This is a genomic window from Bradyrhizobium sp. SZCCHNS30572 (genome assembly GCF_032484415.1).
Classification (GTDB): domain Bacteria; phylum Pseudomonadota; class Alphaproteobacteria; order Rhizobiales; family Xanthobacteraceae; genus Bradyrhizobium.
In genome coordinates, this window is sequence record NZ_JAUESY010000005.1 from 285,496 (window position 1) to 299,004 (window position 13,509).

The window sequence follows — 13,509 nt, forward strand, 5'->3', positions numbered from 1 at the left end:
AAAAGCTGGCAACGATGGGAAGGGAATACCGATGCCGAGACAGCTCGAGGGGGATTACGACTATATCGTGGTGGGCGCCGGCACCGCCGGCTGCATCCTCGCCAACCGGCTGTCGGCCGATCCGAAGCGCCGCGTCCTGATTCTCGAGGCCGGCGGCAATGACAATTGGATCTGGTTCCATATTCCGGTCGGCTACCTCTTCGCGATCGGCAATCCGCGCTCGGACTGGATGTTTCGCACCGAGGCCGAGCCGGGGCTGAACGGCCGCTCGCTGGCCTACCCCCGCGGCAAGGTGATCGGCGGCTGCTCGGCGATCAACGCCATGATCTCGATGCGCGGCCAGGCCGCTGACTACGACCATTGGCGCCAGCTCGGTCTCGCCGGTTGGAGCTATGCCGACGTGCTCCCGGTGTTCAAAAGGCTGGAGGATCATTTTCTCGGCGAGAGCGAGCATCACGGCACCGGCGGCGGCTGGCGCATCGAGGCCCCCCGGCTGTCCTGGGCGGTGCTTGACGCGGTCGGCGATGCCGCCGAGCAGATGGGCCTCCGCCGCATCCCCGACTTCAATACCGGCGACAATGAAGGCATCAGCTATTTCCACGTCAACCAGAAGCGCGGCCGGCGCTGGTCGTCGGCGCGCGGCTTCCTCAAGCCGGCGCTGAACCGCGCCAATCTGCGGCTGGAAACCAACGTCCTCGTCGACCGCCTGATCGTCAAGAACGGCCGCGCCGTCGGCGTGCGCTTCCAGCAGAATGGCGAGACCATCGAGGCGCGCACCAGGGGCGAGGTGATCCTGAGCGCCGGCTCGATCGGCTCGGTGCAGGTGCTGCAGCGCTCGGGCATCGGCCCTGCGGATTGGCTCGGCGAGCTCGGCATCGATGTCGTCCTCGACAGACCGGGCGTGGGACGCAACCTGCAGGACCATCTGCAGCAGCGCGCGATCTACAAGGTCACGGGCGTGAAGACGCTGAACGAGACGTACTACTCGCTGGCGCGGCGCGGCCTGATGGGGCTCGACTACGCGTTCCGGCGCCGCGGGCCGCTGACCATGGCGCCGTCGCAGCTCGGCATCTTTACGCGCTCGGATGCGACGCGCGACCGCGCCAACATCCAGTTCCACGTGCAGCCGCTGTCGCTCGACAAGTTCGGCGATCCCCTGCATCGCTTTCCCGCGATCACGGTCAGCGCCTGCAACCTGCGTCCGACCTCGCGCGGCACGGTCCGGATCAGGTCGGCGGGGATAGACGAGGCGCCATCGATCGCGCCGAACTACCTGGCGACCGAGGACGACCGCCAGGTGGCGGCCGACGCCATCCGCGTCACCCGCCGGTTGATGAAGCAGAATGCGCTCGCCGCCTACAGGCCGGAGGAATATCTGCCCGGCCCATCCGTCGGCGATGACGACGCGGCGCTGGCCAAGGCCGCCGGTGACATCGGCACGACGATCTTTCATCCGGTCGGCACGGCGAAGATGGGCTCCGCTGATGATCCGATGGCCGTGGTCGACGAGCGGCTGCGCTTTCGCGGCATCGAACGGCTGCGCGTCGCCGATGCCTCGATCATGCCGACCATCACGTCAGGCAACACCAACACGCCGACGGCGATGATCGCAGAGAAGGCGGCGTCGATGATCTTGGAGGATGGGCGCTAGGCGCTCACGTCCAACAACCACCGCTGCCGTCATTGGAAGCGAAGCGGCGAAGCGAAGCAATTCAGAGCCTCCTCCCGACTCTGGATTGCTTCGTCGGCTTCGCGCGCAAGGACGCCGCTCGCAATGACACCATCAATGAACGGTGGCCTTTGACGTCAGAGAGGTTCAGCTTCAAATGATCCGCGCCACCAGCGGAACCCGGCGCAACAGTGCTGCGGCGAGCCAGCTCACCGACAGCGTGCCGATCAGCACGATCGCGAACTTCACTCCCGCCGGCCAAGCCGGGTCGTAGACCAGATATTGCAGCCACAGCAGCGGCAGGAAGTGCAGCAGGTAGATGCCGTAGGCCGACGGCTGCAGGCGATCCATCAGCGCCAGCGGTGCCTTCGCCCAGCGCAGGAAGAAGGTCGGCACGCCGAACGCCATCGCGGCGCAGACGCTCGCCACCGCCATGCCATAGGCCGCGCGCCACCACAGTGGCGGGGAATCGAAATCGGCGATCCAGTTGTGATGCGCGTAGGCCAGCAACAGGATCGCGCCATAGCAGCCGTAGGAAAGACCGAACCAGATCGACCAGCGCCGCACCAGCGCGCCGTCGGCTGCGAACGGCCCCGTCCGCAGCCCGGCTGCGCCGATCGCGACGCCGCCGACGAAGAAGGCCGGATAGAGCAGCACCCGGCTCGCCTGCAGCGGCAGCGGAAAATGTCCGGGCATGAACCAGAATCCGTCACCGAAGCCGAGATGCGGCGGCAGATAGACCAGGTTGGCGATCACGAGGAAGATCAGGAAGCCAGTGAGCGGATAGTGCAGCACCATTCCCGCCCAACGCCCGAGTGCGCCGACCGCCTGCGGTGCCAGGACCCAGACGAGCGCAGCCAGCATATCAAACCCCAGCAGCACGCCGAGAAACCAGGCCGAGCCGGACGGCCACGGCCCCTCGCTGATCATCCGCCACCACACCGCGCTGAACTGATCCTCCGCCACGTAGTAGCGGTAGTAGGCGATCGGCATGATCACGAAGATCGACACGATATAGGGCACGCCGAGCCGCAGCGCACGGCGCCCGACATAGTCCGACGCGCCCCTGCCCGCCAGGCTTGCCGGCACGAACAGGCCGGAGATGAAGAACATGCACGACATGAAGTAGCTGTCGTTGAACAGCGCGACGAGATCGAAGCCGAGCCAGTGCATGCGGTCGCCGCCCTGGCCGAAATCGGTGTAGTTGATGGCGGAGTGATAGAGCACGACCGAGAGCGTGATGAAGGTCCTGGCGCGGTCGAGCGGCACGATCCGATCGCGCGACGTCTCGGTTCGTTGCAGGGTCGGGGTCACGCGCTCATGCATCGACGTCGCATCCAGTCCATCAGCCGCCCCTCGGCGGCGCGCGCCGCTCATGTCATTCGCGCGGCCCTGCGCCACATCCTGCGTGACCAGGTGAGCCGCCGGCCATGGCCGGCATGATCACGAACACGTCATCGCGTTTCGATCGCGAGAAGCCGGGAATAAAACCGGGCCGCGACCGCTCTTCTCACCCGCAAGCCCGATGACGGACAACGGGAGATGACGATGAGCCTTGGTGATCATGACGAGAACGGCGTCAGCCGCCGCAAGGTGCTGGAGTGCATGACATGGGCGGGCACGGGCGTGCTCTGGACGCTGTCGGGCGGCGTGCCACGTTCGCTCGGCCTGGTCGACGCGGCGCGGGCGGCCGAGCAGCCCGCGCCCGGCCTGACCTTCCTGCAGATCAGCGACAGCCATGTCGGCTTCGACAAGCCAGCCAATCCCAACGCGACCGGCACGCTCGAGGAGGCCGTCAACCGCATCAAGGCGATGCCGGTGAAGCCCGCCTTCATGATCCATACCGGCGACATCTCGCATCTGTCGAAGGCAGCTGAGTTCGACGATGCCGACCGCATCATCTCGCAGTCCAGGCTCGACGTGCACTACGTGCCGGGCGAGCACGACTTCCTCGACGAGGACGTCAAGCTCTACAAGGAGCGCTACGGCAAGGGCACGCGCGGTGCCGGCTGGTATTCGTTCGATGCCAATGGCGTGCACTTCGTCGGGCTCGTCAACGTGGTCGATCTCAAGGCCGGCGGGCTCGGCAATCTCGGCGCCGAGCAGCTTGCCTGGCTCGAGCAGGATCTCAAGGGCCGCTCGAAATCGACGCCGATCGTGGTGTTCGCGCACATCCCGCTGTGGACGGTGTATCCACAATGGGGCTGGGGGACCGAGGATGGCGGGCGCGCGCTCGACAGCCTGAAGGGCTTCGGCTCGGTGACGGTGCTGAACGGCCATATCCATCAGGTGATGCAGAAGGTCGAAGGCAACGTCACCTTCCATACCGCGCGCTCGACCGCCTTTCCGCAGCCGGCGCCGGGCACGGCGCCCTCGCCCGGCCCGATGAAGGTCGAGGACGCCAGGCTGCGCAGCCTGCTCGGCATTGCCAGCATCGACTTCAAGGTCGGGGCCGAGCGGCTCGCGATCATCGACACGCCGCTTGCGGGCTGAGGGACGAAAACGCGATGATCCAGCCTGTTCTTCGCGGTGCCGGCTTGGCCGCCGTACTGCTTGTTTGCGCCACGCCGCTGCGCGCCGAGACCATCAAGGTCACGATCGACAATTTCACCTTCACCCCGACCGAAGTGACGGTGAAGGTCGGCGACACCGTCACCTGGACCAACCACGACGACATTCCGCACACGGTGGTGTCGGCCGGGAAATACCGATCGAAAACGCTCGACACCGACGACAGCTTCTCCTTCACGTTCGCAGCCGCCGGCGACTACAAATATTTCTGTTCGCTGCATCCGCACATGACGGGGCTGATCAAGGTTGAGTAGCATCGCGAACCAGGGCATGAGCATCGTCGGATGGGCCGGTCGGCGGCGTACCGCCGGCCGCGCCGTGCGACCGCGAACCGGGCCGGAGACCTCGCCGGTGACGACAGCCAGTGACGATCCCGAGAAGGCGCGACGCTTCCGCGAGGCGGCGCTGCCCTATCTCGACGATGCCTACACGCTGGCGCGCTATCTGCTGCGCAACGCCGCCGACGCCGAGGACGCGGTGCAGGAATGCTACCTGCGCGCGCTGAAGCATTTCGACACCTATCGCGGCCCGGCGATGAAACCGTGGCTGTTCGCGATCCTGCGCAATGTCTGCCACGCCGAATTCGCGCGCCGGGCCGGCGCGCCGGTCAAGGCGCTCGATGACGCGCCGGAAGCGGCCGAGCAGCCCCCGCTGTGGCAGGAGAGCGCCGAGACGCCGGAAGGCGCCGTGTTGCGGGAACGTGATGCCTCGGCGATCCGCCGGCTGATCGACACGCTGGCCGAGCCGTTTCGCGAGACGTTCGTCATGCGCGAGGTCAACAATCTGTCCTATCGCGAGATCGCGGAGGCCGCCGGCGTGCCGGTCGGCACCGTGATGTCGCGTCTTGCCCGCGCCCGCGCGATGCTGCGCGCCGCCTGGCTCGCGCAAGAGGAGCCTTAAGCCATGACCTGCGATGAAGCCGAGATCCTGATCCACGCGCTGGCCGATGGCGAGCTCGATGCCGGCCACGCTCGTGAGGTCGAAGCCCATGTTGCGACCTGCCCGCGCTGCGCCGCGGAGCTTGCTGCGATCAGGCAGATGAAGCAGATGCTCGCCGGCACCGACCTCGGCTACAGGGCGTCCCCTGCCTTGCGCCAGCGCATCGAAGCCGCCCTGCCGCCGGCCGATGCGGCCTCCATCATCCCGCTCGCTGCAGTGCCGCCGAGCCGCCGCACGCTGCTGCGAGGCTTCGCCCTGGGCTCGGCGGTGTCGGCGCTGGCCGCCACCGGCCTCGTCGCCATCGTGCTGCGCAATGACGACCAGCAGCGGATCGAGGCCGAGATCGTCTCGGCGCATCTGCGCTCGCTACAGGCCGGCCACCTCACCGACGTCATCTCGACCGACCAGCACACCGTCAAGCCCTGGTTCAACGGCAAGCTCGACGTCGCGCCGCCGGTGATCGATCTGACCGCGCAGGGCTTCACCCTCATCGGCGGGCGGCTCGATTACGTCGACGCACGCGCGATCGGCGCGGTGGTCTATCGCCGCCGCCAGCACGTGATCAATCTGTTCGTGGCGCAGACCTCGTCCACCGAGCGCCGCGCCGCACGGATGGACACGATCCAGGGCTTCAACATCCGCTCTTGGCGCGACCGCGGTCTGAGCTATTGGGCGGTCAGCGATATCGGTGCCGACGAACTCAACGAGTTCGGCGAGCGGTTCGAGCGCGCGATGGGTGCGAACAAGGAGGGGTGACGCGCTCTTGCGCTTCAGTCGTTGCGAGCGAAGCGTGCCCACGGTCTGTCCGGAGACGAACTGAAACGGTGGGCACGGCGCCACGCGCCTTTGCCCACCCGATGCGAACATCACGCCGACTTGCGGATCGCGTTGTCGACCAGGGTTTTGCCGAGCGACCAGATCGCGCCGGGGACCTTGTGGCTCTGCGCGATGACGTCGTCGAAGGCGCGCTCGATCCAGGCGCAGTCCTCTTCGGTGATGGTCAGCGGCGGCAGCAGCTTGATCGTATGCAAGCCGTGGCCGGCGACCTGGGTCAGGATCTTGTGATCCTTGAACAGCGGCACCGTGATGAGCTGGCAGAACAGGCCCTTGTTGGCGCTCTCCAGCATGGTCCACGACGCCTTGAGGCGCAGCGATTTCGGCGGACCGAACTCGACGCCGATCATCAGTCCCTTGCCGCGCACTTCCTTGAGCAGCTCGTAGCCCGGCACCATCCGCGTCAGCGCCAGCCGAAGCTCGGCGCCGCGCTTGGCTGCGGCCTCCACCAGCTTCTCGGCCTTCATCACCTCGAGCGTGGCAATGCCGGCGGCCATCGCGAGGTCGTTCTTGGCGAAGGTCGAGCCGTGCACCACGGCGCGGTCCATGCGGTTGAAGATCTTGTCGAAGATCTGCTTGCGCGTCAGCAGCGCGCCGACCGGAACATGGCCCCCGGACAGCGCCTTCGACAGCAGCACCATGTCGGGTTCGACGTTCCAATGTTCCACCGCAAGGAACCGCCCGGTGCGGCCCATGCCGGTCTGGATCTCGTCGGCGATGAAGATGGTGCCGTATTTCTTGCAGAGCGCCGCGGCGCCGGGCAGGAACTCGTCGGAGGGCATGTTGACGCCCTTGCCCTGGATCGGCTCGACGATGAACGCTGCGATCTCGCGCGACGACAGCGCCTGCTCGAGCGCGGCGAGATCGTTGAAGGGGATCGCCGTGCAGCCCGGCAGCAGCGGCTCGAAGCCGTTGCGGAAGTTCGAATCATCGGTCAGCGACAGCGCGCCGTAGGTGAGACCGTGATAGGAGTGCCCGCAATAGACGATGCCGGGCCGGCCGGTCGCGCCACGCGCGAATTTGATCGCGGCTTCCACCGTCTCGGCGCCGGAATTGGCGAAGAACACCTTGTCCAGATACGGGACATATTCCAGCAGCCGCTCGGCAAGAACGCCCGCCAAGGTCGAGACGTCGAGCTGAACGAGATTCGGCAGATCGGTGTCGAGGACGCTTTTCAGCGCGGCACGCAGCGTCGGATGATTGCGGCCGATTGCAAAGACGCCAAAACCGCTGAGCAGATCAAGATAACGGGCGCCATCACGATCGTAGAGATATTGCCCTTGTCCCTTCTGGAACCCAACATCATATCCAATCGTCTTTAGAACGCGGACAAGCTGCTCGTTCAGATGCCGAGAGTGCATCGTGCTGCGCTGCGCTTGGCGCTCCACAAACATCTCGGAAACGTCTAGATTGGGTTTTAGCATCGGCTACATACTTCGGTTGATGGACGTGACGTCAACTGAAAACGCGCAATGCGGCGTTTTGCCCTCATTCGCACCATCAAAGCAAGCACGGGTTTCTGCCAATGTTGCATCGCCTTAGATATCTCATGTCGACGACACTAGCATACTCCGCAGTCGTGTTCGCAGCAGGAATTTCTTCCGCGCTCGCGGCCGACCCCACCGGCGACTGGCGGGTCGCCGACGGCGTCGCTAACATCCGAGTCGCACAATGTAATGGCAGCATGTGGGGCGTCGTGGCCTGGGAGAAGACCCCGGGCGGACGCGACAGCAACAACCCCGATCCGGCCCGCCAGAGCCGGCCGACGCTCGGCATGCCGATCCTGATCGACATGAAGAAGAAGCCCGGCGCAGACGCGTGGGAAGGCCAAGTCTACAACGCCAAGGATGGGCAGCTCTACAGCTCCACCATCACGCCGGTCGACCCCGATCACCTGGAGATCAAGGGCTGCGTGCTCGGCTTCCTGTGCGGCGGCGAGACCTGGACGCGGGTTGCTCCGCCGATCCCGTCGAGCCCCGTAAACAGCATGGCCAAAGGTACACAGAAACCAATCGCGCCGGCCCCTGCCCCGGCGGCCAAGACCACGACCGGCGTCGGCAGTGGCGCAACCGCATCGGCCAAGCCGGGACACAAGCCCGCGGACCAGGTCGGCGATATCTGCCTGCTGCCCGATATTGCGCGCGCCCGCTAGTTGGCGTCCGTCACCCGAACAAAAAAGCGGCCGAGAGATCGGCCGCTTTTTCTATTCGGTGATCAAGAGCCCTCTTGCTCCTTGACCTCGCGAGGCTTGCCCATCAGGGCCGGCTGGAACAGCAGCACGGCGGCGAGCGTGGTGACCAGCGACAGCGCCAGCAGCTTGCCCATGCTGGACGTGCCGGGATGGCTCGACAGCCACAGGCTGCCGAATGCGGTCGCCGTCGTCAGCGCGCTGAAGAAGATCGCCCGGGTCAGGCTGGTCTGGAGCAAATTGGTGCGGCCGCCGCGCCACGCCACCACGTAGTAGATCTTGAACGCGACGCCAATGCCAAGCAGGAGCGGCAGAGCGACGATGTTGGCGAAGTTCAGCGGCAGCTTGATCAGCACGCAGATCTCCAACGTCACGGCGCCTGCGACCAGCAGCGGCACGATCGTCATCAGCACGTCGGTGAAGCGCTTCAAGGTCACCCACAGCAGCAGGCTGATCACGACCAGCGAGTAGATGCCGGCGTGGATGAATGCCTTCACGATCGTGTCACCGGACTTCAGGATCGAGACCGGCCCGCCGATCGCGTTGGGCTCGGCCGTCAGGACGGCGTTGGCGAATCGCCTGAGATTGTCGTTGTCGTTCGGATCGCCCTTGGGCTGGGCCTCGACCCGAATCAGTCCGTCCTTGCTCTTCCACTGCGACACCAGTTCCGGCGGCAGGTTCGCGAGGCTGACCGGCTGCGCCTGCAGGGTGGCGCTGAGCTGCGTCAGCGTGATCTTCCACGGCTCGACGAACACCGCCTGTGCCTTGTTGCGAACCGCCTCGCTCGCGCCCGCGAGCCTGGCAAGCGCATCTGCGAGCCGCCGCGACGCGACCGCGCCCGGCCCATTGCTCTCGCCCGCGGTGCGCCGGAGATTGTCGACGGTCGAGTTCAGGGCGTCGACATTCTCCTTGTCGCTCGGCGCCGCATCGACCTGATCCGGACTGAGCGCAGGCCCCAGCACCTTCGCGCCCTGCGCGATCAGCTTCAGCTTGGCCGGCTGGTCCTGGGGGACGAAGCTGTCGAGCGACATCACGCGCGCCACTTCGGGGAGCTTCTCGAGCTTGGCCTCGATCGCCTTGGCCTCGGTCTCGGAGCGCGTCAGCACGTCGATCGCGTTGGCGCCCGTGTTCGGATCCTTTCGCAGGTCGAGATAGGTCGCGATCGACTCGGCGCGCGGATTGCGCAGGTTCATCGGGTTGAAGTCGAACTTCATGTAGTAGAGCAGCGGCAGGCCGGCGACGACCAGGCCGAGCGTGCCGACGATGATCGGCACGCGGTGCTTCTCGAGGAAATGATCGACCGGCGCCAGGAAGGCATAGCCGACCGGCTCCTTCTCGCCGGGCGGATTGAGAATCCTCAGCAGCGCCGGCAGCACCGTGATCGACGACAGGAACGCGATGATCATGCCGGCGCCGGCGATGGCGCCGAGCTCGGAGATGCCCTTGTAGTCGGTCGGCAGGAAGCACAGGAAGCCGGCAGCCGTTGCCATCGCCGCGAGCGACAGCGGCACCGCGGAGCGGCGCGCGGCTTCCGCCAGCGCCTCCGGCAGATTGTCGTTCTTGAATCGCTCGGAGCGGTAGCGCACGCTGAACTGGATGCCGAAATCGACGCCCAGGCCGATGAACAGCACGGCGAACGCAACCGACAGCAGATTGAGCGAGCCGACCATCATCAGGCCGACGGCCGTGGTGAGGGCGAGGCCGATGAACAGGTTGATGAACACGGCCGAGATGATCTTGGCCGAATGCAGCGCCAGCCACAGGATGATCAGCACGACGACCACGGTGCCGATGCCGTTGACGACGGCGCCCTCCTGCACGGTGGCGTATTCCTCGTTGGCGATCGGCACCGGACCGGTCAGCCGCACGCGCGCGTGAAAGCGGTTGGGGAAATCGAGCTCGGCCGCGGCCTGCCGGATCGCATCGGTGGCGGCCTTGCCGGGCTCCAGGGCCTGGTAGTCGAGGATCGGCTTGAAATGGATGAAGGCGCGCTTGTCGCTGTCTTCGAGCGGCTTGTCGGAGATCAGCTGGCGCCAGGAAAAGGTCGCATCGCCCTTGTCGAGCACGGTCTCCACCGTCTGGGAGATGTAGTCGAACGGCCGTGCGGCATTGTCCAGCTTGACCTGGCCGCGCTTGACGCCGGCAAGGCCGGTCTCCAGCGCACCGGTCAGGCCGCGGATCGAGGGGTCCCCGGCCATGATCTCGACGAGCGGCGCTGCCGCCGCGAACTGGTCCGTGAGCTGCTTGACCTCCTCGGTCGGCAGGAACAGCAGGCCGTTCCTGGCGAAGAACTCGCCGCCGCCGAGCAGCTCGACCGATGAGAAGTTCGCGGTGTCGCCCTTGAGCTTCTTGGCGAGCGCATCGGCCGCCACACCTGTCATCTCGGGCGTCGCCGCTTCGACCACCGCCAGGATCATCCGATCGCGATCGAAGGCCTGCTCGTACTGCTGGTCGCGCTTGCGCCAGTCGAGCTCGGGCGAAATCAGCTTGTTGATGTCGGTATTGATGGAGAAATGACGCGCCGTATAGAAGCCCGCGCCTACGGAGAGCAGCAGGGCCGCAATCAATGTCGGCCAGGCAAACCGGGTGCAGGCCTTGACGATCGAGACGACAAACGTGGTCAGCACTTCGTGACTTTCTAATGTTTAGAGAGCTGGGCGGAAACGTCCGCTTCATGGCGGAGTTCCCCGATCAGGGCGAGCCCCGGACGCACACATCCTGAGCGGCGCCCCGACCCGGCCTGGCCCAACCTTGAAGACGAGGGTGGTCCGTCGACGGCGGATCAGGTCGAACGATGCACGGAACCGTCGGGGCGGCTGATATAGCGGCTGTTCTCGGCGGTAAAGTGACGAACGAGTGAGAGCATAACCAACTCAATTAATTGATCTAATTTATAATTACTAAATTACCGGCGACCTGTCGCGAGCTGTGTGCGACGTGTCACATGCGAGCCACTTGCAGACCGGCTTTCTTCTTCGCTCGATTTTTGACACAAAGTCCTGCGTTTCCATCCGTGTGGCGGGCCATTGGGCATTCGCTGGTGCGATTATTGCAACCCTGTCGCACGCACGGAGGTGCCAGGTCGAAAGTGAGGCAACGTGGCTGGACGTCCAATGCAGGTGTATCTCGCGCAGCCGCGCGGTTTTTGTGCTGGAGTCGTGCGTGCGATCGAGATCGTGGAGCGCGCGCTGGAGAAGTATGGCCCGCCGGTCTATGTGCGTCATGAGATCGTCCACAACAAGCACGTGGTCGAGAGCCTGAAGGCCAAGGGCGCCATCTTCGTCGAGGACCTCTCCGAGGTCCCCCCGCGCGCCGTCACCGTGTTCAGCGCCCACGGCGTCGCCCGGACGGTGGAGGAGGAAGCGGCCGCCCGCGGGCTGCCGGTGCTCAATGCCACCTGCCCGCTGGTGACCAAGGTCCACAACCAGGGCAAGCGCTACATGTCCAAAGGCCGTACCCTGGTACTTATCGGCCATGCCGGCCACCCGGAAGTCGAGGGAACCATGGGCCAGGTTCCCGGCCCGGTCCATCTGGTGCAGAACGTGGCCGATGTGGCCACCCTGCCCCTGCCGGTCGATACCCCGCTGGCCTATATTACCCAGACCACGCTCAGCGTGGACGACACCAAGGACATCATTTTAGCCCTTCAAGCCCGCTTTACAGACCTTCAAGGTCCCGATATCCGGGATATCTGCTATGCGACACAGAACCGGCAATCTGCGGTAAGGGACTTAAGCAAGCTGGTGGACGTCATCCTGGTGGTGGGCGCCGCCAACAGCTCCAACTCGAACAGACTGCGCGAGATCGGCACCGAGGCCGGGGTCGCAAGCTATCTGATCGCTGATGGCAGCGAGCTCGATCCGGTTTGGCTGAAGGATGCCAAAGCCGTCGGCATCACCGCCGGCGCCTCGGCTCCCGAAGTTCTCGTCGACGACGTCATCGAAGCCCTGCGGCGCATCGGACCGGTCGAGGTCGCGGTGGTCCCGGGGCGGGAAGAAAACATCGAATTCCGCCTGCCGGCCGAATTGGTCGCGGGCTGATCGGTCCTCGTTTGGTCCAGAAAGAAGAGACGTAATGGCAATCCCCTTCCATAAGGAACTGCGTATCGGGGCCTATCTGATGAAGCAGAAGCTTCTCGGCCGGAAACGCTATCCGCTCGTGCTGATGCTGGAGCCGCTGTTCCGCTGCAACCTGGCGTGCGCCGGCTGCGGCAAGATCGACTATCCCGACGCGATCCTCAACCGCCGCATGAGCGCGCAGGAGTGCTGGGACGCGGCCGACGAGTGCGGCGCGCCGATGGTCGCCATCCCCGGCGGCGAGCCGCTGATCCACAAGGAGATCGGCGAGATCGTGCGCGGCCTGGTCGCCCGCAAGAAGTTCGTCTCGCTCTGCACCAACGCGCTGCTGCTGGAGAAGAAGCTCGACCTGTTCGAGCCGTCGCCGTATTTGTTCTTCTCGGTGCACCTCGACGGCCTGCGCGAGCATCACGACAAGGCGGTGTCGCAGAAGGGCGTGTTCGACCGCGCCGTCTCCGCGATCAAGGCCGCCAAGGCGCGCGGGTTCACGGTGAACGTCAACGCCACGGTGTTCGACGGCCACCCCGCCGAGGAGATCGCCAAGTTCCTGGACTTCACCACCGAGCTCGGCGTCGGCGTCACCATGTCGCCCGGCTACGCCTACGAGCGCGCGCCGGACCAGGAGCACTTCCTCAACCGCACCAAGACCAAGCAGCTGTTCCGCGACGTCTTCAAGCTCGGCAAGGGCAAGAAGTGGAATTTCATGCATTCCGGTCTGTTCCTCGACTTCCTGGCCGGCAACCAGGAGTTCGAGTGCACCCCCTGGGGCATGCCTGCGCGCAACATCTTCGGCTGGCAGAAGCCCTGCTATCTGCTCGGCGAAGGCTACACCAAGACCTTCAAGGAGCTGATGGAGACCACCGACTGGGACTCCTACGGCACCGGCAAGTACGAGAAGTGTGCCGACTGCATGGCGCATTGCGGCTACGAGGCGACCGCCGCCAATGCGGCGCTGACCAACCCGATCAAGGCGATGTTCGTGTCGCTGCGTGGCATCAAGACCGAGGGTCCGATGGCGCCGGAGATCGATCTCTCCAAGCAGCGCCCGGCGCAGTACGTGTTCTCGTCGGAGGTGCAGAAGCGCCTCTCCGAGATCCGTCACGACGAGGCGATCGAGGCGCAGCAGAAGGCCTCGACGGCCGCCTGATCTTCACGGCTCTGATCAATCAAAAGGCCGCCGAGTGATCGGCGGCCTTTTTCATTGAACTGATCTGTGGATCGGGATGGACGCT

At 65.2% G+C, this 13,509-nt stretch carries 11 protein-coding genes; 8 read left to right on the plus strand and 3 right to left on the minus strand.

The window, feature by feature from the left end; all coding sequences use genetic code 11:
* Positions 1–31 precede the first annotated feature (31 nt).
* Complete coding sequence (locus QX048_RS15580) at positions 32–1,651, plus strand: GMC family oxidoreductase (RefSeq protein ID WP_315826335.1); 1,620 nt, start codon at positions 32–34, stop codon at positions 1,649–1,651.
* 171 nt (positions 1,652–1,822) lie between these two features.
* On the opposite strand, the gene QX048_RS15585 is transcribed toward QX048_RS15580, so the two are convergent.
* The gene (locus QX048_RS15585; protein WP_315826336.1) at positions 1,823–2,995 is read right to left on the minus strand and encodes an acyltransferase; all 1,173 of its coding nucleotides are present in this window, start codon (positions 2,993–2,995) and stop codon (positions 1,823–1,825) included.
* Positions 2,996–3,217: 222 nt separating this feature from the next.
* On the opposite strand from QX048_RS15585, the gene QX048_RS15590 reads away from it, so the two are divergent.
* The 4 genes from QX048_RS15590 to QX048_RS15605 all read left to right on the plus strand — a co-directional run bounded on the left by QX048_RS15590 (position 3,218) and on the right by QX048_RS15605 (position 5,935).
* Entirely contained in the window at positions 3,218–4,162 is a 945-nt protein-coding gene (locus QX048_RS15590; protein ID WP_315826337.1) for a metallophosphoesterase family protein, read from the plus strand.
* Positions 4,163–4,176: 14 nt separating this feature from the next.
* Complete coding sequence (locus QX048_RS15595) at positions 4,177–4,494, plus strand: cupredoxin family copper-binding protein (protein WP_315749252.1); 318 nt, start codon at positions 4,177–4,179, stop codon at positions 4,492–4,494.
* 97 nt (positions 4,495–4,591) lie between these two features.
* Positions 4,592–5,140, plus strand: coding sequence for a sigma-70 family RNA polymerase sigma factor (locus QX048_RS15600; protein WP_315749251.1), 549 nt, complete (start codon positions 4,592–4,594; stop codon positions 5,138–5,140).
* A 3-nt stretch (positions 5,141–5,143) separates the two neighbouring features.
* Positions 5,144–5,935 carry an anti-sigma factor gene (locus QX048_RS15605; RefSeq protein ID WP_315826338.1) on the plus strand — a complete coding sequence of 264 codons (792 nt, stop codon included), beginning with the start codon at positions 5,144–5,146 and terminating at the stop codon, positions 5,933–5,935.
* Between the two features lie 110 nt (positions 5,936–6,045).
* Here the strand turns inward: QX048_RS15605 and hpnO are convergent, their stop codons facing one another.
* Positions 6,046–7,437, minus strand: coding sequence for an aminobacteriohopanetriol synthase HpnO (gene hpnO / locus QX048_RS15610; protein ID WP_315714885.1), 1,392 nt, complete (start codon positions 7,435–7,437; stop codon positions 6,046–6,048).
* A gap of 101 nt (positions 7,438–7,538) precedes the next feature.
* Between hpnO and QX048_RS15615 the strand changes: the two genes are divergently transcribed.
* Positions 7,539–8,165 (plus strand): DUF2147 domain-containing protein, encoded by a 627-nt coding sequence (locus QX048_RS15615; protein ID WP_409977889.1) that lies wholly within the window; start codon positions 7,539–7,541, stop codon positions 8,163–8,165.
* A 62-nt stretch (positions 8,166–8,227) separates the two neighbouring features.
* Here QX048_RS15615 and QX048_RS15620 read toward each other — a convergent pair whose 3' ends face one another.
* Positions 8,228–10,828 (minus strand): MMPL family transporter, encoded by a 2,601-nt coding sequence (locus QX048_RS15620; RefSeq protein WP_315826339.1) that lies wholly within the window; start codon positions 10,826–10,828, stop codon positions 8,228–8,230.
* A 486-nt stretch (positions 10,829–11,314) separates the two neighbouring features.
* Between QX048_RS15620 and ispH the strand changes: the two genes are divergently transcribed.
* Complete coding sequence (gene ispH, locus QX048_RS15625; RefSeq protein ID WP_315749245.1) at positions 11,315–12,241, plus strand: 4-hydroxy-3-methylbut-2-enyl diphosphate reductase; 927 nt, start codon at positions 11,315–11,317, stop codon at positions 12,239–12,241.
* A 34-nt stretch (positions 12,242–12,275) separates the two neighbouring features.
* Positions 12,276–13,424, plus strand: coding sequence for an adenosyl-hopene transferase HpnH (gene hpnH / locus QX048_RS15630; protein ID WP_315714889.1), 1,149 nt, complete (start codon positions 12,276–12,278; stop codon positions 13,422–13,424).
* The last annotated feature ends 85 nt before the right edge of the window (positions 13,425–13,509 follow it).